This is a genomic window from Synechococcus sp. UW86 (genome assembly GCF_900474085.1).
Taxonomy (GTDB): Bacteria; Cyanobacteriota; Cyanobacteriia; order PCC-6307; family Cyanobiaceae; genus Parasynechococcus.
Map to the genome: position 1 here is coordinate 55,384 of NZ_UCNU01000017.1, position 23,202 is coordinate 78,585.

29 protein-coding genes and 1 pseudogene are annotated in these 23,202 nt (G+C 61.6%); 14 read left to right on the forward strand and 16 right to left on the reverse strand.

Annotated elements, in window-relative coordinates:
- Positions 1-22 precede the first annotated feature (22 nt).
- The 6 genes and pseudogenes from DXY04_RS08585 to fba all read left to right on the forward strand — a co-directional run bounded on the left by DXY04_RS08585 (position 23) and on the right by fba (position 4,552).
- Positions 23-310 carry a hypothetical protein gene (locus DXY04_RS08585; protein WP_115161747.1) on the forward strand — a complete coding sequence of 96 codons (288 nt, stop codon included), beginning with the start codon at positions 23-25 and terminating at the stop codon, positions 308-310.
- A pseudogene (locus tag DXY04_RS08590) lies at positions 298-1,029 on the forward strand (A24 family peptidase). The gene DXY04_RS08585 and the pseudogene DXY04_RS08590 overlap by 13 nt, the downstream one beginning before the upstream one ends.
- Before the next feature lie 55 nt (positions 1,030-1,084).
- The gene (accD, locus tag DXY04_RS08595) at positions 1,085-1,966 is read left to right on the forward strand and encodes an acetyl-CoA carboxylase, carboxyltransferase subunit beta (protein ID WP_115161748.1); all 882 of its coding nucleotides are present in this window, start codon (positions 1,085-1,087) and stop codon (positions 1,964-1,966) included.
- Positions 1,963-2,334 (forward strand): hypothetical protein, encoded by a 372-nt coding sequence (locus tag DXY04_RS08600; protein ID WP_115161749.1) that lies wholly within the window; start codon positions 1,963-1,965, stop codon positions 2,332-2,334. Before accD ends, DXY04_RS08600 begins: the two co-directional genes overlap by 4 nt.
- A gap of 1 nt (position 2,335) precedes the next feature.
- A complete protein-coding gene (locus DXY04_RS08605; protein WP_115161750.1) occupies positions 2,336-3,418 on the forward strand; it encodes a Gfo/Idh/MocA family protein in 1,083 nt (360 codons plus the stop codon).
- 60 nt (positions 3,419-3,478) lie between these two features.
- Positions 3,479-4,552, forward strand: a complete 1,074-nt coding sequence (gene fba, locus DXY04_RS08610; protein ID WP_114987921.1) for a class II fructose-bisphosphate aldolase — start codon at positions 3,479-3,481, stop codon at positions 4,550-4,552.
- Positions 4,553-4,649: 97 nt separating this feature from the next.
- On the opposite strand, the gene DXY04_RS08615 is transcribed toward fba, so the two are convergent.
- From DXY04_RS08615 to purS, 3 genes are read right to left on the reverse strand one after another with little or no spacing between them, the layout of a single operon-like run.
- Positions 4,650-5,603 carry an LD-carboxypeptidase gene (locus tag DXY04_RS08615; protein ID WP_115161751.1) on the reverse strand — a complete coding sequence of 318 codons (954 nt, stop codon included), beginning with the start codon at positions 5,601-5,603 and terminating at the stop codon, positions 4,650-4,652.
- On the reverse strand, positions 5,603-6,253 hold the full coding sequence (gene purQ / locus DXY04_RS08620; protein ID WP_115161752.1) for a phosphoribosylformylglycinamidine synthase subunit PurQ: 651 nt from the start codon (positions 6,251-6,253) through the stop codon (positions 5,603-5,605). Before purQ ends, DXY04_RS08615 begins: the two co-directional genes overlap by 1 nt.
- A complete protein-coding gene (gene purS, locus DXY04_RS08625) occupies positions 6,250-6,504 on the reverse strand; it encodes a phosphoribosylformylglycinamidine synthase subunit PurS (RefSeq protein WP_115162195.1) in 255 nt (84 codons plus the stop codon). The genes purQ and purS overlap by 4 nt, the downstream gene beginning before the upstream one ends.
- A gap of 55 nt (positions 6,505-6,559) precedes the next feature.
- On the opposite strand from purS, the gene DXY04_RS08630 reads away from it, so the two are divergent.
- Genes DXY04_RS08630 through DXY04_RS08640 form a run of 3 tightly spaced genes read left to right on the forward strand, consistent with a single transcriptional unit; the run spans position 6,560 to position 7,317 of the window.
- Positions 6,560-6,751 carry a hypothetical protein gene (locus tag DXY04_RS08630; protein WP_115161753.1) on the forward strand — a complete coding sequence of 64 codons (192 nt, stop codon included), beginning with the start codon at positions 6,560-6,562 and terminating at the stop codon, positions 6,749-6,751.
- Between the two features lie 12 nt (positions 6,752-6,763).
- Positions 6,764-6,964, forward strand: a complete 201-nt coding sequence (locus tag DXY04_RS08635; protein WP_115161754.1) for a hypothetical protein — start codon at positions 6,764-6,766, stop codon at positions 6,962-6,964.
- Between the two features lie 38 nt (positions 6,965-7,002).
- Complete coding sequence (locus tag DXY04_RS08640; protein WP_115161755.1) at positions 7,003-7,317, forward strand: Tat pathway signal protein; 315 nt, start codon at positions 7,003-7,005, stop codon at positions 7,315-7,317.
- Here DXY04_RS08640 and DXY04_RS08645 read toward each other — a convergent pair.
- The 3 genes from DXY04_RS08645 to DXY04_RS08655 form a co-directional block, all read right to left on the reverse strand.
- The gene (locus DXY04_RS08645) at positions 7,278-8,303 is read right to left on the reverse strand and encodes a mechanosensitive ion channel family protein (RefSeq protein ID WP_115009480.1); all 1,026 of its coding nucleotides are present in this window, start codon (positions 8,301-8,303) and stop codon (positions 7,278-7,280) included. The two genes, DXY04_RS08640 and DXY04_RS08645, sit on opposite strands and share 40 nt — an antisense overlap.
- 65 nt (positions 8,304-8,368) lie before the next feature.
- Positions 8,369-8,986, reverse strand: coding sequence for a DUF938 domain-containing protein (locus DXY04_RS08650; RefSeq protein WP_115161756.1), 618 nt, complete (start codon positions 8,984-8,986; stop codon positions 8,369-8,371).
- Between the two features lie 2 nt (positions 8,987-8,988).
- A complete protein-coding gene (locus DXY04_RS08655; protein ID WP_115161757.1) occupies positions 8,989-9,306 on the reverse strand; it encodes a metalloregulator ArsR/SmtB family transcription factor in 318 nt (105 codons plus the stop codon).
- Between the two features lie 60 nt (positions 9,307-9,366).
- On the opposite strand from DXY04_RS08655, the gene DXY04_RS08660 reads away from it, so the two are divergent.
- From DXY04_RS08660 to DXY04_RS08670, 3 genes are all read left to right on the forward strand, one after another.
- Positions 9,367-10,389, forward strand: a complete 1,023-nt coding sequence (locus DXY04_RS08660; RefSeq protein WP_115161758.1) for an ArsJ-associated glyceraldehyde-3-phosphate dehydrogenase — start codon at positions 9,367-9,369, stop codon at positions 10,387-10,389.
- The gene (gene arsJ / locus DXY04_RS08665; RefSeq protein ID WP_115161759.1) at positions 10,386-11,636 is read left to right on the forward strand and encodes an organoarsenical effux MFS transporter ArsJ; all 1,251 of its coding nucleotides are present in this window, start codon (positions 10,386-10,388) and stop codon (positions 11,634-11,636) included. The genes DXY04_RS08660 and arsJ overlap by 4 nt, the downstream gene beginning before the upstream one ends.
- A gap of 127 nt (positions 11,637-11,763) precedes the next feature.
- Positions 11,764-11,985 carry a hypothetical protein gene (locus DXY04_RS08670; protein WP_115162196.1) on the forward strand — a complete coding sequence of 74 codons (222 nt, stop codon included), beginning with the start codon at positions 11,764-11,766 and terminating at the stop codon, positions 11,983-11,985.
- A gap of 166 nt (positions 11,986-12,151) precedes the next feature.
- Here the strand turns inward: DXY04_RS08670 and DXY04_RS08675 are convergent, their stop codons facing one another.
- From DXY04_RS08675 to DXY04_RS08695, 5 genes are all read right to left on the reverse strand, one after another.
- Positions 12,152-12,364 (reverse strand): hypothetical protein, encoded by a 213-nt coding sequence (locus tag DXY04_RS08675; RefSeq protein WP_011364797.1) that lies wholly within the window; start codon positions 12,362-12,364, stop codon positions 12,152-12,154.
- A 237-nt stretch (positions 12,365-12,601) separates the two neighbouring features.
- Complete coding sequence (ppk2, locus tag DXY04_RS08680; protein WP_115161760.1) at positions 12,602-13,516, reverse strand: polyphosphate kinase 2; 915 nt, start codon at positions 13,514-13,516, stop codon at positions 12,602-12,604.
- Positions 13,517-13,610: 94 nt separating this feature from the next.
- Positions 13,611-13,979, reverse strand: coding sequence for a hypothetical protein (locus DXY04_RS08685; protein WP_115161761.1), 369 nt, complete (start codon positions 13,977-13,979; stop codon positions 13,611-13,613).
- 59 nt (positions 13,980-14,038) lie between these two features.
- On the reverse strand, positions 14,039-14,653 hold the full coding sequence (locus DXY04_RS08690) for a DUF4335 domain-containing protein (RefSeq protein ID WP_115161762.1): 615 nt from the start codon (positions 14,651-14,653) through the stop codon (positions 14,039-14,041).
- Positions 14,654-14,660: 7 nt separating this feature from the next.
- Positions 14,661-15,209: a DUF3038 domain-containing protein gene (locus DXY04_RS08695; RefSeq protein ID WP_115161763.1), complete on the reverse strand. Its 549-nt coding sequence runs from the start codon at positions 15,207-15,209 to the stop codon at positions 14,661-14,663.
- 7 nt (positions 15,210-15,216) lie between these two features.
- Between DXY04_RS08695 and DXY04_RS08700 the strand changes: the two genes are divergently transcribed.
- Positions 15,217-15,771 (forward strand): adenine phosphoribosyltransferase, encoded by a 555-nt coding sequence (locus DXY04_RS08700; RefSeq protein ID WP_115162197.1) that lies wholly within the window; start codon positions 15,217-15,219, stop codon positions 15,769-15,771.
- On the opposite strand, the gene DXY04_RS08705 is transcribed toward DXY04_RS08700, so the two are convergent.
- The 5 genes from DXY04_RS08705 to dapB form a co-directional block, all read right to left on the reverse strand.
- Positions 15,762-15,974 carry a DUF2949 domain-containing protein gene (locus tag DXY04_RS08705; protein WP_115161764.1) on the reverse strand — a complete coding sequence of 71 codons (213 nt, stop codon included), beginning with the start codon at positions 15,972-15,974 and terminating at the stop codon, positions 15,762-15,764. The two genes, DXY04_RS08700 and DXY04_RS08705, sit on opposite strands and share 10 nt — an antisense overlap.
- A 20-nt stretch (positions 15,975-15,994) precedes the next feature.
- On the reverse strand, positions 15,995-17,140 hold the full coding sequence (locus DXY04_RS08710; RefSeq protein ID WP_115161765.1) for an FAD-dependent monooxygenase: 1,146 nt from the start codon (positions 17,138-17,140) through the stop codon (positions 15,995-15,997).
- 41 nt (positions 17,141-17,181) lie between these two features.
- Complete coding sequence (locus DXY04_RS08715) at positions 17,182-17,433, reverse strand: high light inducible protein (protein WP_114987899.1); 252 nt, start codon at positions 17,431-17,433, stop codon at positions 17,182-17,184.
- 78 nt (positions 17,434-17,511) lie between these two features.
- Complete coding sequence (locus DXY04_RS08720) at positions 17,512-18,168, reverse strand: hypothetical protein (RefSeq protein ID WP_115161766.1); 657 nt, start codon at positions 18,166-18,168, stop codon at positions 17,512-17,514.
- Positions 18,169-18,178: 10 nt separating this feature from the next.
- Complete coding sequence (dapB, locus tag DXY04_RS08725; protein ID WP_115161767.1) at positions 18,179-19,012, reverse strand: 4-hydroxy-tetrahydrodipicolinate reductase; 834 nt, start codon at positions 19,010-19,012, stop codon at positions 18,179-18,181.
- Between the two features lie 117 nt (positions 19,013-19,129).
- Between dapB and DXY04_RS08730 the strand changes: the two genes are divergently transcribed.
- Positions 19,130-23,140, forward strand: coding sequence for a magnesium chelatase subunit H (locus tag DXY04_RS08730; RefSeq protein ID WP_115161768.1), 4,011 nt, complete (start codon positions 19,130-19,132; stop codon positions 23,138-23,140).
- The last annotated feature ends 62 nt before the right edge of the window (positions 23,141-23,202 follow it).

Below are 23,202 nucleotides of genomic sequence, written 5' to 3' on the forward strand. Positions count from 1 at the left end.
TGATCAGGTGGGCTCTATTTCTTTGTCAACGCCCTCCTTTGAAATCCGCGGAGCCTCGGGGGCGCCCTCATCTCCCCGCTGGGACCGCATTGACAGCCGCTCGCTGATCGCCCAGGCCCGTCGCATTTATTTCGCCTATCTCTCCAGCACCCCTGCGGGGCAGGAGCCTCTTGGTGTGGTGGTGGATCCGCAGGAACCCGATGGCCGCGTGGTCTTCGAGACCCCTGTTCTTCTGCCGGACGAAGAGTTCATTGCTATTGATCTGATCCGGGGGCGCACGAGCCGTGGTCGGACCCGATGGAAGGGTTGATCCTGGCTTGGACCGGCCTGCTGGGCGCCTGCGTCGGCAGCTTCACCAGCGTGGTGGCCTGGCGCTTGCCCCGCCAGGAATCGGTGGTCTTTCCCGGCAGCCACTGCCCCAAATGCGGCCATGCCATCCGCTGGCATGACAATCTCCCGCTGCTGGGTTGGCTGCTGCTGAGGGGCCGCTGCCGCGACTGTGATGCAGCGATCAGCTGGCGTTACCCCGCTGTGGAGGCCCTGAGTGCCGGCCTCTGGATCTCGGCGCTGTTGGTGTGGCCTGGTGCTGGTGGGGGGCTGCCTGATCTCTGGCTCCCCTGGGCTGGTTTCCCCCTGATCGCGCTTCTGTTGCCGCTGGTGTTGATCGATCTGGATCACCTTTGGTTGCCGGAGCCCCTGTGCCGCTGGTGAGTGGTGCTGGCCCTGCTGCTGTTGGAAGGCCTCAGTGCCCTGGCCGAACGGTTGTTGGGACAGCCTGCGCTGGGCCTTGGCGATGCCAAGTTGGCGGCGCTGGGTGGGGCATGGCTGGGCCCCGGGGGCATCGCAGCGGCGATGGCCCTTGCGGTTGTCTCGGGAGCCTTGGTCGGAAGCACCGCTCGTCTCAGCGGCCGGTTGGGCCCCAGGGAACCATTCCCCTTCGGTCCCTTCATTGCCTTTGGCATCTGGCTGGTCTGGTTGACCGGTCCGCAGTGGTGGTGGAGCACCTGGGTGATGCTGCTGGGGGCTTGATTCCCCAGCGTCGATTCCCAGTCCGGCTTTTAATGGTGTGAGCTGACGGCCCTGTGTGTCTCTGTTCGATTGGTTTGCTGATCGCCGCAAGGGTCAGTACGTCGCCAACGTCAAGCAGGAACCCGATGAAGGTGATGGGCTGTGGAGCAAATGCCCGGAGTGTGGTCAGGTCGTCTATCTCAAAGACCTGAAACTCAATGCCAGTGTTTGCGCCAACTGCGGCCATCACCACCGGATCGACAGTGCTGAGCGCATCGCACTGATTGCGGACCCCGACAGCTTCCAGGTGCTGAATGCGGATCTGTCACCGGTGGATCCCCTCGGATTCAAAGACCGGCGCGCCTATGCCGACCGGCTGCGGGAAAGTCAGGCCTCGACGGGGCTGCGGGATGGTGTGGTCACCGGGCTCTGCCGGGTGGAGGGCATCCCCATGGGCCTGGCAGCAATGGACTTCCGCTTCATGGGGGGATCGATGGGCTCGGTGGTCGGGGAGAAAATCACCCGTCTGATCGAGGAGACCACCGCCCGCAAGTTGCCGCTGCTGATCGTTTGTGCCTCCGGCGGTGCCCGGATGCAGGAGGGGATGCTCAGCCTGATGCAGATGGCGAAGATCTCCGGCGCGCTGGAACGCCACCGCGAAGCCGAGCTGCTCTACATGCCCTTGCTCACCCACCCCACCACGGGGGGTGTGACCGCCAGTTTCGCCATGCTGGGCGACCTGATCCTGGCGGAACCGAAGGCGTTGATTGGTTTTGCTGGCCGCCGGGTGATCGAGCAGACCCTGCGGGAGAAGCTGCCTGACAATTTCCAGACGGCTGAATATCTGCAGGAGCACGGCTTCGTGGACACGATCGTTCCCCGCACCCAGCTGCGCTCCACCCTGGCCAATCTTCTGCGCCTGCACGGCTGCAAACCGATGGAGCTCACCAGCGCATGATCCGAGCTGGTTGTGTCCTGATCCTGGCCTTGGTCTGCTGGGTCGCCCCCGTTCTGGCGGGCCCCGTGGAATGGATTGAGGTTCCTGCCACCGACGCGGGCCAGCAGTGGTGGGACCGCGGCAGTGTGCGCATCGATCGGGATGGATACCGCACCGTGCTCAGCCGCTTCACTCCAGCGGCCACTGAAGATGGAGAGCAGCCCTCCGGCGAGCTCTATGTGATGCAGCTGGACTGCTCCCAGGAGCTGTATCGCGACAAACAGGTGAATGGTTTGCCGCGTTTTCGTGCCCAATGGCAGCCTGCCGGCGATGACGGGCTGATCACCTCCGTGATTGAGGCTGTCTGCACCGAACCCCTCCCCAGCTGAGATGTCCCCACAACCCCTTGGTGTTGCCGTCGCCGGTCTCGGCTTCGGGGAGAAGGTGCACCTGCCGGCCCTTGCGGCAGCCACGGATCTTGAAGCGGTGGCGCTTTGGCACCCGCGCCAGGAGCGCTTGGATGCGGCCACGGCCGCCCATGGCTTGAAGGGATTCAGTGACTGGGACGCTCTGCTGGCTGATCCCGCGGTGGATGCGGTGATCATCGCCACACCCCCTGCACCCCGCTTCGACCTTGCCCGCCGGGCCCTGCAGGCGGGCAAGCATCTGCTGCTCGAAAAGCCCATCGCGCTGCATGCCGATCAAGTCCGCGAGCTGCAGCGGCTGGCCCTGGCACGGGGGCTGTCGGTGGCTGTGGACTACGAATACCGCGCTGTTCCCCTGTTCATGCAGGCCGCACGCCTTCTGCAGGCCGGTGCCGTCGGCACACCCTGGCTGGTGAAGCTCGACTGGTTGATGGGCAGCCGTGCCGATCCCCAGCGCGGCTGGAACTGGTATGCCCAGGCGGATCAGGGCGGCGGCGTGATCGGAGCCCTCGGAACCCATGCCATGGACATGCTGGCCTGGCTGATCGGTCCCCTGGGGACCGTCCAGGCCCTGAACAGCGTTTCGATCAAGCAACGCCCTCATCCCGATGGTGGTCTGGCGGCCGTGGATGCTTCTGATGTGTCGCTGCTGCAGACCGTGGCCCATTGGCAGGGAAGGCAGGATCTGCCGGTGCCGGCGCAGGCCAGCCTCAGTTCCGTGTCGCGCAACGGTCGCGGGTTCTGCCTGGATGTGGTGGGGTCGTCGGGATCGCTGCTGCTCAGCAGCACCAATCAGAAGGACTACGTCCATGGCTTTGAGCTGCAGCACGCCCCGCTCGGTGAGCCCTTCCGCGCCGTGGAAGCCGATGCCGACTTCGCCTTTCCGGAAACCTGGGCGGATGGCCGCATCGCCCCTGTGGCACGGGTGCTGGGCTGGTGGGCCGAGAGCATCCGCAGTGGGCGACCGATGCTGCCTGGACTGGCCGAGGGCGTGGCCAGTCGAGTGGCCTGCGATCAAGCAGCAGGCGGCACATTGGATCTTGCGTAACACGCGGTAAAATTGCCGGCGATTCGTCTTAGACGACCCCAACCCTCCGAGGATTTATCCATGGCGCTCGTTCCGCTTCGGCTCCTGCTCGACCACGCCGCTGAGAACGGCTACGGCATTCCTGCGTTCAACGTGAACAATCTGGAGCAGGTCCAGGCCATCATGGAAGCGGCTGACGAGACCGACAGCCCTGTGATCCTCCAGGCCTCCCGCGGCGCCCGCAGCTACGCCGGTGAGATCTTCCTGCGTCACCTGATCCTGGCCGCAACCGAGACTTATCCCCACATCCCCGTGGTGATGCACCAGGACCACGGCAACGCCCCTGACACCTGCTACTCCGCTGCCATCAACGGTTTCACCTCCGTGATGATGGACGGTTCCCTGGAAGCCGACGCCAAGACTCCCGCCAGCTACGACTACAACGTCAACGTCACCAAGCAGGTGGTGGACTTCGCCCACTCCGTGGGTGTGAGCGTTGAGGGTGAGCTGGGTTGCCTGGGCTCCCTGGAAACCGGCAAGGGTGAAGCCGAAGACGGCCACGGTTTCGAAGGCGAGCTGTCCAAGGACATGCTGCTCACCGATCCCGCTGAGGCTGCCGACTTCGTCGCCAAGACCAAGTGCGACGCCCTGGCCATCGCCATCGGCACCAGCCACGGCGCTTACAAGTTCACCCGCAAGCCCACGGGTGAAGTGCTGGCCATCAGCCGCATCGCTGAGATCCACAAAGCCATCCCCAACACCCACCTGGTGATGCACGGCTCCTCCTCTGTTCCTCAGGAATGGCTGGAGATGATCAACAAGCACGGTGGTGCCATCCCCGAGACCTACGGCGTTCCCGTCGAGGAAATCCAGGAAGGCATCCGCAACGGTGTGCGCAAGGTGAACATCGACACCGACAACCGTCTCGCCTTCACCGCTGCTGTGCGTGAAGCGGCCATGGCCGATCCTTCCAACTTCGACCCCCGCCACTTCAACAAGCCGGCTCGCAAGTACATGAAGCAGGTCTGCCTGGACCGTTATCAGCAGTTCTGGGCTGCCGGCAACGCCAGCAAGATCCAGCAGCAGAGCATCACCTACTACGCCGGCCTCTACGCCAAGGGTGCTCTCGATCCCAAGGCTGCTGTCGCTGCCTGATCATCACGATCAATCGATCACTCGCTGGGGGCCGAAAGGCCCCCTTTTTTTGTGGTGCTGCTCGTGAGCAGCGTCACGTTTTGACCAGGCCATCACATCAGGCCATCAGGCTGAGCAGGCCGTGCTTGCCGTCCAGTTGTGCCTGTGCTCCCAGGGGCAAGGCCTGGTTGGGCCGTCCATGGCCCAGCGGCAGATTCAGCACCAGTGGAATGCCCAGATCGCCCAGGCGTTCCTCCAGGATCTCGTCCATCGTGAAATCGCCGGGAAGGATGTCGTCTTCAGCCCAGCTGAAGCGGCCGCAGGCCACCCCCGCCAACTGCTGCAACAGGCCTGCGCTGCGCCACTGGGTCAGCATCCGATCAACCCGGTAGGGCGCTTCGCCCACATCTTCCAGCACCAGGATGGCCCCCTTCAGGGAGGGAAGCCAGGGCGTGCCGATCAGGTGGGTCGCCACGGTCAGGTTGGTGACCACCAAGGGTCCGCGCGCGATCCCCCGCCGTCGTGGCTCGCCCAGCAGGGGCGCCACCGGACGGCCGCAGAGCAAGTCCACCGTGCGTTGCCATTGCGCCTCTGTGCCGCCGCTGGATCCATGGATGGCCCCCGGCAGGCCAGCGGCCCACTGGGCCAGCAGCAGGGAGCTGGTGTCGGAGAACCCCAGGCTCCATTTGGGATGGCGCGGAAAACGAAAACCGGCTTCGAGCACGCGGGCGGCCCCCCAGCCCCCGCCAAGGGTCACCACGGCATCCACCGTTGGATCGTTCCAGGCTGACCTCAGATCCTCAACCCGTTCCTGGTCGGTTCCTGAGAAATAGCGCCATTGACGGCTGACGGCTGCGGGAATCTCCAGATGCCACTGCTGTTGATCACAGCGCTCGCGCAAGGCTTGGAGATCCGTGTCCGGATCCATCCAGGTGCCGGGGTTCACGGCGCGGATGCGTGATCCAGGCTTCAACGGTTTCAGCCTGCGCTGGGCCGCCATGGCCCTGGGGGAGAGCAGGGCCGTGATGATCGTGGATGCCCCTGAGATCAGCAGCGTCCGGCGGGTTGGCATCAGCCCAGCAGGGCTTCCAGCATGCGGCGGCCGTCGGTTCCTCCCGTGGCCGGATCACAGGCCCGCTCGGGGTGGGGCATCAGGCCCATAACGCTACCGCTGGCATTGGTGATGCCTGCGATGTCGGACACAGACCCGTTGGGGTTGTTGCTGTAGCTCAGGGCGATGGCGTCGTCGTCCTGAAGTTGCTTCAGCGTGTCATCGCTGCACTGGTAGCGGCCTTCACCGTGGGCGATCGGCAGGGTCAGGGCCCCGTCGTTGTACCCCTGCATCCAGGCCGTGCGCTGGCTCACCACCTTGAGGGGTGTGTCTTCACAGATGAAGTGCAGATCCCGGTTCCGGGTAAGGGCACCGGGGAGCAGGCCCAGTTCCGTGAGCACCTGAAATCCGTTGCAGATGCCGAGCACGCGACCGCCCTTGGCGGCAAAGTCGATCAAGGACTGCAGGGCTGGTGCGAAGCGGGCAATGGCGCCGCAACGCAGGTAGTCGCCATAGCTGAAACCGCCCGGCAGAACGATGGCGTCAAAGCTGCTGAGGTCGGTCTCCTCATGCCAGACCCTGCGCGTGCTCATCCCAAGGCAACCCTCGGTTGCCCATTGCACATCCCGGTCGCAGTTGGAGCCGGGAAAAACGATGACCCCGATGCTCATGACTGATCCAGCTCCAGGCTCCAGTCTTCGATCACCGGGTTGGCCAGCAAGCGATCACTGAGCAGTTCCAACCTGCGGCGGGCCTCGGCCTCATCAGGGGCCTCAATCTCCATTTCCACGGCTTTACCGATCCGCAGCTTGCTGAGGCCTTCCACCCCAAGTCGTTCAGCGGCACCACGCGCGGCTTCTCCGGCTGGATCGAGTACGGAGGGGCGCAGACGCACGAGGACGCGGGCTTGAAAACGCGGCACGATCAGCAACTGGTCTGATCAAATCCTGACAGACACCAAACCCTGAAGAGATCCGGTGCGCCTCAACGGCGTGACCATCGCCCAGCCCCATGGTGAAAAGGAGGCCTTTCGCCAGGGTGCTGCCGAGTCAGTGTCTGTGTTTCGCATTCAGCTCTGGACCGCGGCTCTGCTGCTGTTGGGCAGCTCTGCAGCTAGGAGCTCAGCAGCAGCGGCTTCGATGCGCTGCCGGATCGCGCAGCAGGCCTGAAGTCCCTGTCGGATGGTGGCCGCCAGTCCTGGAGAGCGCTGGGTGTTGACCTGGAATCAGCAGCGCGTCGAATTTGTCCATGACGGCAGCGGCCAGATGATGATGCGGGTTGGTGAGGGCGAGGACTGGCGGGAGGTGCAGCCCTTCTGGACGGCGGACCACAGCCTCTGCTGGGGTTCTGTTTTTGCCACGGGTGACGTTCCGTTGGAGTGAAACCGGGGTGATAAATCTGAATTGAGGGCAGTTTCCCCATGGCAGTTTTTTCTCTCCCTTGTTCCAGCTGTGGAACACCCGTTGAGATTCCGGGTCGTTACGGCTTCAAGTTGAAGAGTGCAGGCGTCACCAACACGGTGTGCACCCGCTGCCGGCAGGGGACATTTCTTGCATCTCGACGCGACAACCTCTCCAGCCAGGTCGCCCGTGCTTCGAGTCCTGATCGTCGTCGCCTGATCCCCTTTACCGCTGCTGTGGCGGCCTTGGCCCTGTTGATCGGTGGTGTTGTTTGGCGCTCTGGTGTGCCGACGGCTCAGGAGGCTTTGCCGGCGAGTGAGTCTCCCTCTAAGTAGAGCGTCCTGCTTGGGAAGGCAAAGTCGATGCCTGCTTGGGCGAAGGCCTCCATAATTCCGAGGTTGATGGCTTGCTGTTCGTTCAGAGCGACCGTGAAATCGCGGGTGTCGATGTAATAAACCAGTTCAAAATTCAAGCTGGAATCAGCAAATTCGGTGAAGTGGCAGCGGTTGAAGGTGCTGTGGGCCTGAGCGTCGATCACGGCCTGAACCATCGTGGGGATTGCCTTCATCTGCTCGAGCGATGTGCTGTAGGTGACGCCAATCGAATAGATCATCCGGCGTTGCGCCATTTCAGCGAAATTGAGGATTGTGGAGCCTGTAAGGGTTGAGTTGCTCATCACCACCTGTTCGCCGCGCAGGCTGCGCAGATGGGTGGAGCGAACACCGATGCGTTCCACCGTTGCTGAGGTGGAGCCCACCGTGATGAATTGCCCAACGGTGAAAGGCTTGTCCAGAAGAATCATCAGGTAGGCGAACAATTCCTGGGCCGGTTCTTTCAGGGCCAAGCCAATGCCGATTCCGCCGGCACTGAGCAAACCCCAGATCACTGTCATCTTCACGCCCAGGCTCTGCAGCAGCACCAAGGTGCCGATCGCCCACACCACGGTTTTCAGCAGCGGGAGCAGACTTTGGAGCAGTTGTTGAAGATCATCCGCGCCTGCACGGCGCACCAATCCGAAAAGGAATCGCGCTCCGATTCGGTTGACCAACCGAATCAGAATGATCGTGCCGACAATGCGCAGCGAGGTGTCGTAGGCCCTGGCAATGTTGTTGGGCAAGCCCAAATCATCCTGGGCAAGGATCAGAGTGACCACCAAGCCGAAGGGCACCACCGAAGCGGCGAAGGCGTTGAGCACGAAGTCGTCGAAGTCGGTTTTGCTTCGCTTCGTGAACCGAGGAAAAACTGTCTTACAAAGGAACGCCAGGGTCAGGGTGATGGCTGAACCGATCAGCAGCTTCGCTAAGAAATCAGTCAGATCCATCGCTCACACCGGAGATACTGCGTGATTGTCGACGGCCTTCCAGAAGCTGGCAAGCGAGGTGGGGCTCAAGCGCGCTGAAACACCAAAGTCAGATTGTTAGCGGGCATGGAGACCACGTTTTCGGTGTTGAAGCCAGCCTTGGCGGCGATGGCTGTTACGTGATTCAGCTCCCTTAACCCCCATTGCTGGTTGCGTTCCCTGAGGGATTGGTCGAAGGCGGCATTGCTTGCACTGGTGTGAGCACCATTGAGCATGAATGGGCCATAAATGATCAAGGGTGCGCCGCTGGGCAGCAACAGGGCGGATTCCTTGAGCACGGCATCGGTGCAGCTGGCTGGGCTGATGTGCAGCAGGTTGATGCACACAACAGCCTTCACGGCCCCTTGGAGGTTCTGGGGCAGGGGCCAGGGGCGGTGTTCAACATCGAGGTTGAGGGCTGCTGGCATCACCTGGCTCAGACCCTGGTGCTGGATCCAGGCGTTGATGCTGGCGCGATGGTCTGGATCCGGATCGCTGGCCTGCCAGCGCAGATGGGGAAAGCGCTGCTGAAAGCAGACGGCGTGCTCACCACTGCCGCTGGCCAGTTCCAGCACGGCTCCTGAGCCAGGCAAGAGCTGCTTCAGCAGATCTCCGATGGGGCCGCGGTTGCGTTCGGTGGCCGGGAAGAAAAGCCGTTGGTCCATTGTCAGCTTGGGCAGGGGGTAGCGCTCTGGCTGCAGTGGCGGCGCAGTTCGGCCAGCCAGGCTTCCAGGGCTGCCAGGGCATCCGGTTGCAGGCGGTAGTAGATCCAGCGGCCGCTCTGCCGATCCGTCAGCAGCCCCGCCTCTCGCAGCACCCTGAGGTGGAACGAGAGCTTCGACTGGGAGAGGTTGAGCTCACGGGTGAGGTCACAGACGCATCGTTCCCCCTGTGCCAGCGCATGGATCACGTCGAGACGGATCGGGTCGGCCAGTGCTTTGAGCAGCTGCCTCGACTGCTCCCTGTTGAGGGTGTTCTGGATCACAAGAGCAGTGTCCCCCGCTCTGTTTGGATCAAGATAATTTGATTGATCGAAGGAGCTGGTATGCGGATCGGCATCAATGGCTTTGGACGGATTGGTCGCCTGGTGTTCCGGGCCCTCTGGGGACGGCCCGGCATCGAACTGGTGCATGTCAATGATCCCGCTGGCGATGCAGCAACGGCGGCCCACCTGCTGGAGTTCGATTCTGTGCATGGTTGCTGGGATCGAGGCATCACCAGCAGTGCTGCTGGATTCAGCGTGGAGGGATCCGCACTCACCTGGTCCAGCGAGAAAGACCCCACCGCCGTGCCCTGGAGCGATCGGGGGGTGGAGATGGTGCTTGAAGCCAGCGGCAAGATCAAAACGCCGGAGACGCTCAATCCCTATTTCGATCAGCTGGGCCTCAAACGGGTGGTGGTTGCCTGTCCCGTGAAGGGTGTGGTTGCCGGTGAGGACGCGCTCAACATCGTTTACGGGATCAATCACCACCTCTATGAACCGGCGCGCCACAAGTTGGTGACGGCAGCCTCCTGCACCACCAACTGCCTGGCGCCTGTGGTGAAGGTGGTGCACGAGAGCTTCGGCATCGAGCACGGCCTGATCACCACCATTCACGACATCACCAACACCCAGGTGCCGATCGATTCCTTCAAAAGCGACCTGCGCCGGGCACGCTCCGGGCTCAGCTCACTCATTCCCACCACCACCGGTTCGGCCAAGGCGATCGCGATGATCTTTCCTGAGCTGAAGGGCAAACTCAACGGTCATGCCGTTCGTGTTCCCCTGCTGAATGGATCGCTCACCGATGCGGTGTTCGAGCTCAAGCAGAGCGTCACGGTGGAGCAGGTGAATGCTGCGTTCCAAGCAGCTGCGGAAGGGCCTCTGAAGGGAATCCTGGGTTACGAGGAACGCCCGTTGGTGTCGTGCGACTACACCAACGACAACCGCAGCTCGATTGTCGATGCCCTCTCGACGATGGTTGTCGATGGCAACCAGTTGAAGGTGTTTGCCTGGTACGACAACGAATGGGGCTACAGCTGCCGCATGGCCGATCTCACCTGCCACGTGGTTGGTCTGGACGGATGAAGCTCTCCCCTCTGCAGCAATACGGCATTGTCACCGCCAACTACTGGGCCTTCACGCTCACCGATGGGGCCCTGCGGATGTTGGTGGTGTTCCACTTCCATCAACTCGGCTACACCACCCTCGAGATCGCCTTCCTGTTTCTGTTTTATGAGCTGTTTGGGGTGCTCACCAACCTGTACGGCGGTTGGATCGGTGCCCGCTATGGGCTTCGGCTCACCCTCTGGGTGGGAACGCTGCTGCAGATTCTTGCGTTGTTGATGCTGATGCCCGTCGCCGCCAGTTGGCCGAAACTGTTGAGCGTGATCTATGTGATGACCGCTCAGGCCATCAGCGGCATCGCCAAAGATCTCAACAAGATGAGCGCCAAGAGTGCCATCAAGACGGTGGTTTCGGAAACGCCGGAGGACCAGCAGCAGGGGCAGCAGCAGCTGTTCAAGTGGGTGGCGATCCTCACGGGATCCAAGAACGCCCTCAAGGGTGTGGGCTTCTTCCTCGGTGGGGTGCTGCTCACTGCCTTTGGCTTCAATGCTGCCGTGGGCTGGATGGCGGCAGGTCTGGCCCTGGCCTTCCTGCTCACGCTGGTGCTGCCCGGGGAGATCGGAAAGATGAAGTCCAAGCCGGCCTTTTCGTCGCTGTTCTCCAAATCCCAGGGCATCAACGTGCTGTCCCTGGCGCGCTTCTTTCTGTTTGGTGCCCGGGATGTTTGGTTCGTGGTGGCCTTGCCCGTGTTCCTTGAGGCCTCCCTGGGCTGGAGTTTCTGGGAGATCGGTGGCTTCCTCGGTCTCTGGGTGATTGGCTACGGCATCGTTCAGGGATCAGCGCCTGGTCTGAGACGGCTCTGGGGGCAGACCACATCCCCGGGAGCATCTGCTGTGCAGTTCTGGAGTGCTCTGCTCACCGCCATTCCCGCCCTGATCGCGGTGGCGCTGTGGCGCCAGGTGGATGTGGCGGTCGCCATCACCGCAGGCCTTGCCGCCTTTGGGGTGGTGTTCGCGATGAATTCGTCGATCCACTCCTACATGGTGCTGGCTTACACCGATGCGGAGAGCGTCAGCCTCAATGTGGGCTTCTATTACATGGCCAATGCGGCCGGACGCTTGGTGGGCACGTTGCTCTCGGGGGCAGTGTTCATGCTCGGCCGAACCGAAGCCGCGGGCATGCAGGCCTGCCTCTGGGTTTCATCCCTGCTGGTGTTGTTGTCGTGGTTCAGCAGCCTCAGGCTTCCTGCTGTGCGAAACGCCACTTGATCGGGGCATGGGTAAAGCAGGACGGGGCCAAACTCTGAATTTCTGCTGAATATCGCGGCGTTGGTAGGGATTCAGACACCCGCAAGCAGAGATTTTCTGCTGAATGGATGAAATCGTTTCTGATTCCATGCTTGACGAGCCTGGCAGCCCCGATTGTCGTTTGGTGATCGATGCCAAGCGATCCCTTGAGGATGTGCTGCGTTTGATCGCTGATCTGCCCCATACCGACCACATGCGGCGGCAGCTCTTGTCGGTGTACAACCAGCTGGAGGGCATGCACGACCTGAAACGCAGTGGTGGCGCCAATGTGTCGTTTCGTTCCGCCGATTGGAGTTCGTCGGCGAAGTGATCCGGTTGACACCGATAAGGTCAGGTGTCGCCTTTCGCTGTCCTGAGAGATGTTTGAAAACGACCGACGTCCGGCTTGGCTGAACTGGGTCTTCCTGGGGATGTTTCTCTGGTCGTCGTGGCAACTGTTTGGGTTTTGGTCCCAGAGGCTGAGTGGTTGAAGGGCCTTAGACCAACACGCCGGTCAGACGCAGCGTTCCCCACAGGTCGAAGACGCAGAAAATCAGTCCGATCACGATGATGTCCCAGGCTTTGTGGCGGATGGCCCAGGGGGCAAGGAACAACTCCGCAATCCCATGCAGTGCCGTTCCAATGGTGATGTGCTCCAGCACCAGCAGGCCATGGGCCACCAGGAAAAGCGCGCTGGCGATACACCGCATTAGGACTTGCCAGGAACCGAGCAAAGCCTGCAGAACTGGATAGTCATTCACCTTAAAGCGTGCTGCTGTGTGACCTCAAGCCAAGCGAGGTGGTTTTTTGCGGGTCGGCTGGCTTTTACTTGAGTAAGTGAACGTAAAAATAATTATTTTTCGCATGAAAAAGGGCTGCTTGATTGAAGCAGCCCAGGCTGATAATTGACCTAAACTTATTGCTTTTCTCTTTTGCGCAGTGTTTTCTCAGTCCTTGTATGGATAGTTGTTGGGTACAAAGAATTGCTCGTTGAAAGGAGGCCGTTTGTAGCTTCCTTGCTTCGGGCGCTTCGGCATCTTGATGGGTGGCGGTGTCATGTCTGCATAGGGCACCTTGCTGAGAATGTGGCGCAGGCAATTCAAGCGGGCGCGGCGCTTGTCATTGGCCTCCACGGTGAACCATGGGGCTTCCGGGATATGCGTCTTGGCAAACATGGTGTCCTTCGCTTTCGAGTACTCCACCCAGCGGTTGCGCGACTCGATGTCCATCGGACTCATCTTCCAGCGACGCTCTTCGTTATCAATGCGTTCCTGGAAACGTTTTTCCTGTTCGTCATCGTTGATGGAGAACCAGTATTTGAGCAGCAGGATTCCGTCCTGCACCAGCATTTGCTCAAACTTTGGGCACGACACATAAAACTGCTCCACTTGTTCGCGTGTCGCGAAGCCCATCACTTTTTCCACACCGGCCCGGTTGTACCAGCTCCGGTCAAAGACAACGATTTCTCCGGCACTGGGAAAATGCTCCACATAGCGCTGGAAATACCACTGGCTTTTCTGATGCTCTGATGACGTGCCCAGGGCCACCACCCGGCATCCCCTGGGGTTCAAGGGCTCCGTCAGCCGTTTGATCGATCCTCCCTTGCCTGCGGCGTCCCGCCCTTCGAACAGGATGATCATGCGAAAGCCGGTGGCTTTCACCCAGTACTGCATCTTCACCAGTTCCGTCTGGAGTTTGGCCAGCTCTTTTTCATAGACCTTTTTGTTCAGCCGTTTGTGCTTGTTGGAACAACCCTCCTGCAGTTCCACCATGATTTCCTGCGGTTGGTCGACATCACCATCGCTGTAGTGATCGATGGCCTCGAGGACGGCTGTCATGTCGTGGTCGACGGGCTGGCTCATGCTTTCGGTGGATCGCCAGTTCAGTTCTGCCAGCGCTGCAATCTGCGGGGTTGATCTGGTCCGATTTTTTACGGAATGTCCGGTGCTTTCGGCTTCAGCGCCTGCCTTGAATAGGGGGCGACAACACCAGTCGGATGATGCGAATCAACCTCCAGAGCGCACCAAGCAAGAGGATGCCCGCCAGAAGCGCGATGGCAGCGATCAGCACGATGGCGGCGAGCCCGAGCATGGCTTCCAGCAGTTGCTGAACGCCGCCAATCAGGTCATCAATGGCCTGGCTCAGCAGCAGCATGATGTCCACCTGCTGGGGCAGCTGATTCAGCAGCACTGCAATTCCTGCGGCAGCAGCCAGCATCAGCACGACAACTGTCAACTGACGCAGGACGGGGCCAAAGGGGAAGCGACGACGGGGGCGGAAGACCCGTCGTTGATCGCGTGTGCTGCTTCGGCGCTCCTTCCTCATGGCATCGGTGTGATCAGGGTGCCGTCACTGCGGCGATTCTGAAGCGTGTTTCCCGCACGTCAACGGTCGGACTGCGTTTCAGGCTTGTCCACCGGTGCCGGTGCTGGCGCTGTCTCCTTGGTTTCCTGAGGCAGAGGCACAAGCCAGGCGGTGGCGATTGTGCATGCCAGAGCAACCCCAGCCAGAAGGGGTGGTCCGAGGCGTTTCTGGAGAGGAATGCGATCGACGATCTCCTGGCGCTTCAACGGGCGGTCCTCGGGGAACGTCCAGGTCAGCTTGACCCGGTTGTCGAGCCGCAAGCGATCGAGGCAACGCACCAGATCAGCCAGTTCGGCGTCATCGAGCTTGAGCTGCAACGGCTCGACGCCCTCTCGGCTGCTGCGCAGTTCCAGCTGATGGTTGGCTTGATCCGGCGCGATGCTCACAAAACCGCCTTCCAGCCCAAAGCGGCGCTGCACGCCGGACAAGCGATGCCTGGCGTAGGGCATCACCGCTGCCATCAGAGCCTCGAGATGATCCCGGGTTCCTTCCAGTTCCGGTGCTCCGATCAACTGCAGCCGCCAGGACGACAGGATGCCGATCGCCTCATTGGACTGTCCGGCGGAGAGGTCGGGAAAGCCTTCCACCACCAGCCGTGCTGCGGTCTGCTCGTATTGGTATGTCGTTTTCAACATGGTCGGCCTAAGGCGTGGGGTCGAGCAGGGTTGCGCGGAGTCGATCGATTCCTCCTGGACCTGCGCAGAGCGCCAGGGTGCTGATCAGTTGACGGTGCAGAGGGCCCGCCGGCTCCATCGTGAGGAGGCGAAGAACGGCTTCCCGGCGTTGATTCATCCGCTCTTCGATGAGGTCGCGAAGGCGCTCATGGAACAACTGCCAACGCTGTTGGGTGAGCTGTTCCGGTTCGCGGCTCGAGAGGAGTTGGTGGAGCATTGGGTAGAGCCGATCAGCCATGGCGCACACCAGGCAGATCAGGGATTCGGCGTCCACCGGGTCGAGCTGGTCCCGCCGAGTGGTTCGCCGAAGCGGGTTGTGACAGCGCCGCTTCCAGAGTTCAACCCGGTTGGGGAATTGCGCCTGCAGGCCCATCTGCTGGCTGGTCCAGACCATCGCCTCGCCACCATTGAGATCAAGAGCCTCAATGGTCAGCAGCAACAGGTCGAGACGCTCGACGCCCCGCCGGCTGAGACGCGCGCCGTCGGTGGGTGCGCTGGGGGCTGGAGCTTCAGTCATGGCTGCGATGATGCCAGGGGCACCGCCATTGCGTCACCTGGATTTGGATCTTCAGTCGCACATTCGCTCATTTCCAGATTTTCCCAAGCCTGGAATTCTGTTTCGAGACATCAACCCGCTGCTGCGCTCACCAGAGGCCATGGCCGAGGTGATCCGCCAGATGGGGAGGATTTGCGACCAGGTGAAGCCAGATTTGATCGTGGGGATCGAATCTCGGGGATTCATTTTTGGGGCACCCCTGGCCAGCGACCGACGGCTTGGCTTTGTGCCTGTAAGGAAGCCCGGAAAGCTCCCCGGTGAGGTGGTGGGTCTGGATTACGCCCTGGAGTACGGCACCGATCGGCTCGAGATCCAAGCCGATGCTTTTGAGAATTCACCCCGGGTGCTGGTGGTGGACGATCTGCTGGCTACCGGTGGAACAGCTGCAGCAACCGGACAACTGGTGGAGCAGGCTGGCGGTTGCTTGGTGGGCTTTGCCTTTGTGATCGAGCTGGAGGGGCTCGGAGGTCGTCAGGCCCTGTCCGCGGGCCAACCCGTGGAAGCGTTGTTGCGCTACGGCTGATTTTTCTGCCAGTCGAAGACGTCTTCCAACTGCTGCAAACTCAACAACCCGAAGCTCCACAGCACAATCGGGAGTGGGGCTTGTTCCAGTTCCGCCTGGCGTTGCCCTAGCTCCAGTGCGCTGGGACTCAACCCCAAACGGCGCTGAAGGAATTGCAGCAAGGCTTCTGTTGCTGGGGGTTGCCGCTGGCTGGACATCACCATGGTCGCGACCCGCGCTTGGCTCAGTTTGGCAAGGCCCGCCAGAGCTGCATGGGGCCGTCACTCATGGCCCGCAGGCTGAGTTGGCGCAGCCCAGAGAACTGCTTCAGCAGCAGCAGGGCCAAACGCCGCAGGGGAAGCAACAGCGGTTGGCGGTTGGAGAACACCCGCACCAGAAGATCCGTCGCCACACCCACCTGGAGCACATCGAGCCAGCGGCTCGTCCCGTAGCGCCGAGCGATTGTTGCGGCGCTTCCTCCCCGCTCCACGGCGCGCAACAAACCTTCCACATCACGCCAGCAGAGATTGAGCCCCTGGCCTCCCACGGGATGGCAGCGGTGGCCCGCTTCGCCGATCAGCACGCCCCGTCCGCGATGAAAGCGGCGAGCCAGCAGCCATTGTTGTGGGAAGGCTTGGGGTTGATCCAGAAGGAAATCCGGTTCAATGCCCTCCGGCAGAACAGCGGCCAGCTGATCGAGAAACGCACTGCGCTGCAGTGTGCTGCGCTGCTCGCAACGCTGCCAGGGTGCACTCCACACCACTTGGAACGTGCCCTGCCCCAAGGGCAGAACGGCGAGCGGGCCTTCCGGGCGAAACAACTCGCAGGCCCTGTCGTGGGGGAGTCCCCGTAGGGACACCTTGGCGGTAAGGCAGCCCTGGCGATAGCGCATGCCCCAGTGACGGATGCCCCAGGCCTTCCGTGTGGGGGAGCTCGGTCCGTCAGCCGCCACGATCAGGGCATCAGCGCTTGGATCAGGGCATGGTTCGGCCAGGTGCATGGCCACGTTGCCATTGGCCTCCAGCCGAGCCAGCAACAACTTCATAAGGGGCCGGTGATCGAGGATCCAGCCGATGCCGTCATGGTGTCGATTGGCTGATGCCAGGTCGTCCTCCCTGAAAAGAACGCGGGCGTTGGTGGCCCCATCCCGCAAATCCAGGTCACGGAAAGGCACCAAGACATCGCGCAGGTCGTGCCATAGGCCCAGGTTGGTCAGCAATCGGCGGCTGGAGTGGGTGATGGCGTACGCCCGGCTTCTGGCTTGAAGTTCCGATGCCGTCAGCGGGTCAAACAGGACCACACGCTGACCACGGAGGCCGAGGGCGAGAGCAGTGAGGGCGCCGGTGGGACCAGCGCCCAAAACATGAATTTCTGGAGGGGATGGAGCCATTCAGGGAGTCTGGCCAGCCATCCCGATCCAGCGCGAGGCGATCAGCCCAGGCCGAGCAGCCCGTGAACGAAGGATTCGCCGCCCAGGGCCAGCTCAGTCGCCAGCAGAGCGATGAAACCGAGCATGGCCATGCGGCCGTTCAGTTTTTCGGCGCGATCGTGGAAACCCCAACCCTGGGTTGCTTCAACCACTTCCATGCGGGGTTCCGTGGCGAAGGCGTTGAGGCGGCCGCCGTCTTCCGTGGTGACCTGTGCACCGCGCACGACAGGAGTGGTGGGAGAGGACTGGGACATGGATGCCGCCGTTTGATTGCTAAGAAGTGTAAACCAGGTTTAAGAAATGTTCAGCAGTGGCTGTTCGGCGCTCGTTGCTCAGCGCCTGCTGTTCAGGCGGAGTTGGCAAAGCTCTTCAAAGGCGGGACGGAGCAGGAAGGGGTACTCGCCAACCCACATCCGCATGCCCGGCAGCCAGGCATCGCTGAGGGCTCCGATCTTTGAGAAATCCTTGCGCTCGCTCAGCACCAGGCAGCGGATCAGGCTGCCGCGGCGGATCGACTGATGCTTTTTCTCCATCGGAAAGGCCACACGGCCGAGGTAACCCTCCTCGTCTTCGACTTCGAGCAGCATCCAGGTGCGTCGGTTCTCCACGAGTTCCAGCCGCCCGCGGCTGTCGGCCTGCTCGTGGCGGTTTTCCACCCGCTCACGCGTGAGCACGTCCGCCACCTCGCCCTCAAACAGGGCAGCCGCGGGATAGCGCCGCAGGGTGGCGTTGCGCTGGCCGGCTTGCACGATCGGGCCCCACAGCACATAGAGAAAGAACACAACGCTGATCACCAGCCAGACGGGGCCCCAGCGGCTGCCGAGCTGCGCCTGGTTGTAGACCAGGAACGTGATCACTCCACCGATGGCGGCGATCATCAGGCGCTGCAGCACCTTCTGGGGGTTGCCGAGGGCAAAGCGGAACTGGTTGCCGGTGGCAACAGCGGGGATCAGCCGTTGCAGTTCACCGGGGCGGAGGGGAATGAGCATGGTGTCGCCTTCAGATCAGGCGCTCAAGGCCGTACACAAGGCTGCCGAGGCTGCCCACCTTGCGCACCGTGAGCAGCACCCCTGGCATGTAGGCGGAACGATCAATGGTGTCGTGACGCAGGGTGTAGGTCTCCCCTGGGGCACCGAACATCACTTCTTGATGAGCCACCAGGCCCGGCAGTCGCACGGAGTGCAGCCGCAGGCCGCTGTCCCGCTGTCCGCCGCGGCAGCCAGCCAGGGATTCGTGCTCATCCACTTCCTCGGGATTGAAGCTCTTGCCCAACTCCTCCATCAGCTCAGCGGTTTTGATGCAGGTGCCGCTGGGGGCGTCCGCCTTGCGGTTGTGGTGCAGTTCCGTCAGTTCCGCGTGGTCGTAGAACCGTGCCGCTGCCGCTGCGGCTTGCTGCAACAGCACCATGCCCACGGAGAAATTGGGGATCACGGCCCCACCCACGGACGCTTTGGCCGAGAACTCGGTGAGGTCGTTGAGTTGTTCCGGCGAGAGCCCTGTGGTTCCAATCACGGGGTGAACGCCGTAGGCGATCGCCGCGCGGGTGTGCTCATAAACAACGGAGGGGTGGGTGAAATCCACCAACACGGCGCCGCTGCCGCTGTCCCGCACCGATTGGCTCACGGCGCAGAGACAGCCTTCGAAATCAGCTGTTATGGCCACCTCCAGCTCGCCAAGGCCCAGCTCCAGACCCACGTCTGCCCCCTCTTTGCCGGGGGTGTTGTCGATGGCGCCAACCAGGCTGCAGTCTTCGGCGCCCACCACAGCCTTGATCACCTCGGCGCCCATGCGCCCCAGGGCACCGGCAACAACGACGGGAATCGGAGCGGTCATGAAAGCGCAGCAGACGCTCCAAAGCCTATGGGTCGGCTCGTGTAACGGCCGATCAGAAATTCTCGCGTCCTAAGGGTCAGTCGCCGTAAGGTTCTTCACATTGCTCAAAGCGCGCTGATGTTCACACAGGTCCGCTCCGCCGACCGCCGCGTTGCTCCTGTGGAGGGCCAGAACCACAAGTCCGTCATGAAGGCGGTTTATGTGGTGCTGGAGCCCCAGTACCAAAACGCCCTCACCCAGGCAGCGACGGCTCTCAATGCCTCCGGTGGCGATCTCGGAATCGAGCTCAGCGGCTATCTGATCGAAGAACTCCGCGACGACGACAACTACGCCGGCTTCTGTGCCGATGTGGCTGAGGCTGATGTCTTTGTGGCCTCCTTGATCTTCATTGAAGATCTGGCTCAGAAGGTTGTGGACGCCGTCGCCCCACACCGCGACCGACTCAAGGCGGCTGTGGTCTTCCCGTCCATGCCGGAGGTGATGCGGCTCAACAAGCTGGGCAGCTTCTCGATGGCCCAGCTCGGTCAGAGCAAGAGCGCCATCGCAGGCTTCATGAAGAAGCGGAAGGAAGCCGGAGGTGCTGGTTTCCAGGACGCGATGCTCAAGCTGCTGAACACGCTGCCCACCGTTCTCAAGTACCTGCCGGTTGAGAAGGCGCAGGATGCCCGCAGCTTTATGCTCAGCTTCCAGTACTGGCTGGGCGGTACCCCCGACAACCTGCGCAACTTCCTGTTGATGCTGGCAGACAAATACGTCTTCCCAGCTGCAGAAGGCGAGGAACGCCCGGGAATGGAGGTGGCGGAGCCCGAAGTGTTCCCCGACCTCGGCATCTGGCACCCACTGGCTCCCTCGATGTTCGAGGACCTCAAGGAATATCTGAACTGGACTTCCAGCCGCACCGACCTTTCTGAGGAAGCCCGCAAAGGGCCGGTGATCGGCTTGGTGCTGCAGCGCAGCCACATCGTCACCGGTGACGATGCCCATTACGTGGCCACCATCCAGGAGCTGGAGTTCCGTGGCGCTCGCGTGATTCCGATCTTCTGCGGGGGTCTCGACTTCTCCAAGCCGGTCAATGCTTTCTTCTATGACCCGCTGAATCCCGAGCAGCCCCTGGTGGATGGCATCGTCTCCCTCACCGGTTTTGCGCTGGTCGGAGGCCCGGCCCGTCAGGACCACCCCAAGGCGATTGAGTCGCTGAAGAAGCTCAACCGTCCTTACATGGTGGCGCTTCCCCTCGTCTTCCAGACCACCCAGGAGTGGGAACAGAGCGACCTTGGCCTGCACCCGGTGCAGGTGGCCCTGCAGATCGCCATTCCGGAACTGGATGGCGCCATCGAGCCCATCGTTCTTTCGGGTCGCGACGATGCCACCGGTAAGGCGCACACCCTTCAAGACCGGGTTGATGCCATTGCTGAACGGGCCATCCGCTGGTCTTCGCTGCGGATCAAGCCCCGCAACGAGAAGAAGCTGGCGATCACCGTGTTCAGCTTTCCTCCCGATAAGGGCAACGTCGGTACGGCGGCTTACCTCGACGTCTTCGGCTCCATCCATCGGGTGATGCAGGAGATGAAGGCGAAGGGCTACGACGTGCAGGACCTGCCTTCCACGCCTCGTGAGCTGTTGGAGGCCGTCATCAACGACGCCGATGCCATGCAGGGCTCTCCGGAGCTTTCAATCGCCCACCGCATGAGCGTTGAGGAGTACGAGCGTCTGACGCCCTACTCCGAACGGCTCGAAGAGAACTGGGGCAAGCCCCCGGGCAACCTCAACAGCGATGGTCAGAACCTGCTGGTTTTCGGTCGCCACTTTGGCAACGTTTTCGTTGGCGTTCAGCCCACCTTCGGCTACGAGGGTGATCCGATGCGCCTGCTTTATTCCCGCAGCGCCAGCCCCCACCATGGCTTCGCGGCTTACTACACCTATCTCCAGAAGATCTGGAAGGCTGATGCGGTGCTGCACTTCGGCACCCACGGCTCTCTCGAGTTCATGCCCGGCAAGCAGATGGGCATGAGCGAAACCTGCTACCCCGATTCACTGATCGGTGCGCTGCCCAACCTCTACTACTACGCCGCCAATAACCCCTCCGAGGCCACCATCGCCAAGCGGCGGGGTTATGCCTCCACCATCAGCTACCTCACCCCTCCGGCTGAAAATGCCGGCCTTTACAAGGGCCTGAAGGAACTGGGTGAGCTGGTGGGCTCCTACCAGCAGCTGCGTGAGGGTGGCCGCGGGATTCAGATCGTCAACACGATCATTGAGACGGCACGCCAGTGCAACCTCGATAAGGATGTCGACCTTCCTGAGGAGGATGCCTCGACCCTCGACCTGGAGGGACGTGATGCCTTGGTGGGCGCCGTTTACCGCCAGTTGATGGAGATCGAAAGCCGTCTCCTTCCCTGTGGCCTTCACACCATTGGCAAGCCCCCCACCGCAGAGGAAGCCGTTGCCACGCTGGTGAACATCGCTGCTCTCGAGCGTGAGGAGGATGGGTTGCGCTCACTCCCCGGCCTGCTGGCTGAGGCCATGGGCCGCTCGATCGAAGACATCTACAAAGGCAACGACGAGGGCGTCCTCGCCGATGTAGAGCTCAACCGCACGATCACGGAGACATCCCGCGCTGCCATTGGCGCCATGGTTCGCACCCTCACCGGCAGTGATGGTCGCGTCAGCCTGCGCAACAGCTTCGGTTGGTTCTACGACCTGCTTGCCAAGTTCGGCTTCAAGCTCCCCTCGCCTTGGCTGCGGGCCTGCTGCAGCGCTGGCTTTGTGCAGATCGATGCCACCGAGCTCGACAAGCTCTTTGCTTATCTGCGTTTCTGCCTTGAGCAGGTCTGTGCCGACATGGAGATGGAGAGTCTGCTCAAGGCTCTCGATGGTGAATACATCCTTCCGGGCCCCGGTGGTGATCCGATTCGGAATCCTGGTGTGTTGCCCAGCGGCAAGAACATCCACGCCCTCGACCCGCAGGCGATTCCTACCCGTGCCGCGGTTGCTGCAGCCAAGAGTGTTGTCGACAAGTTGATTGAGCGTCAGCGCGAGGAGCAGGGCACCTGGCCCGAAACCATCGCCTGCGTGCTCTGGGGAACCGACAACATCAAGACCTACGGCGAATCTCTGGCTCAGATCCTCTGGTTCGTCGGCGTCAAGCCGATGCCGGACTCCGTGGGTCGGGTGAACAAGCTTGAGCTGATTCCCCTGGAAGAACTCGGCCGCCCCCGCGTTGATGTGGTGGTGAACTGCTCCGGTGTGTTCCGCGATCTGTTCATCAACCAAATGGCGCTGATCGACCAGGCCGTGAAGATGGCTGCCGAGGCCGACGAGCCTCTGGAGCAGAACTTCGTTCGCAAGCACGCCCTCGAGCAGGCGGAGAAAGAAGGCACGAGCTTGCGTGATGCGGCCTGCCGGGTGTTCTCCAACGCCAGCGGCAGCTACAGCTCCAACGTGAACCTCGCAGTGGAGAACAGCACCTGGGAGGAGGAAGGTGAGCTGCAGGAGATGTACCTCTCCCGCAAGACCTTCGCCTTCAATGCCGACAACCCCGGTGAGATGAATCAGAAGCGGGAGGTGTTTGAGAACGTGATGAAGACGGCGGATGTCACCTTCCAGAACCTCGATTCGGCTGAGATCTCCCTCACCGATGTGAGCCACTACTTCGACTCCGACCCCACCAAGTTGATCGCTGGCCTGCGTGACGACGGCAAAGCTCCCACCAGCTACATCGCCGATACCACCACGGCTAACGCGCAGGTGCGTTCGCTGAGTGAAACCATCCGCCTGGATTCACGCACCAAGCTGCTGAATCCCAAGTGGTACGAAGGCATGCTTGATTCCGGCTACGAGGGTGTGCGTGAGGTGGCCAAGCGCCTCAACTTCACCTTGGGTTGGAGTGCCACCAGCGGTGCCGTTGACAACTTCGTTTACGAAGAAGCCAACGAAACCTTCATCAACGATCCTGAGATGCGCAAGCGTCTGCTGGAACTTAACCCCAACAGCTTCCGTCAGATCGTGGGCACCCTGCTTGAGGTGCATGGCCGCGGATACTGGGAGACCTCGGATGAAAACATCGAGCAGCTTCAGGAGCTGTACCAGGAGGTTGAGGATCGGATTGAGGGTGTTGTCACCGACTGATCGTCGACTAATTTTTGAATAAAAAAGCCAGAGTCCCTGCCGGACTCTGGCTTTTTTATTAG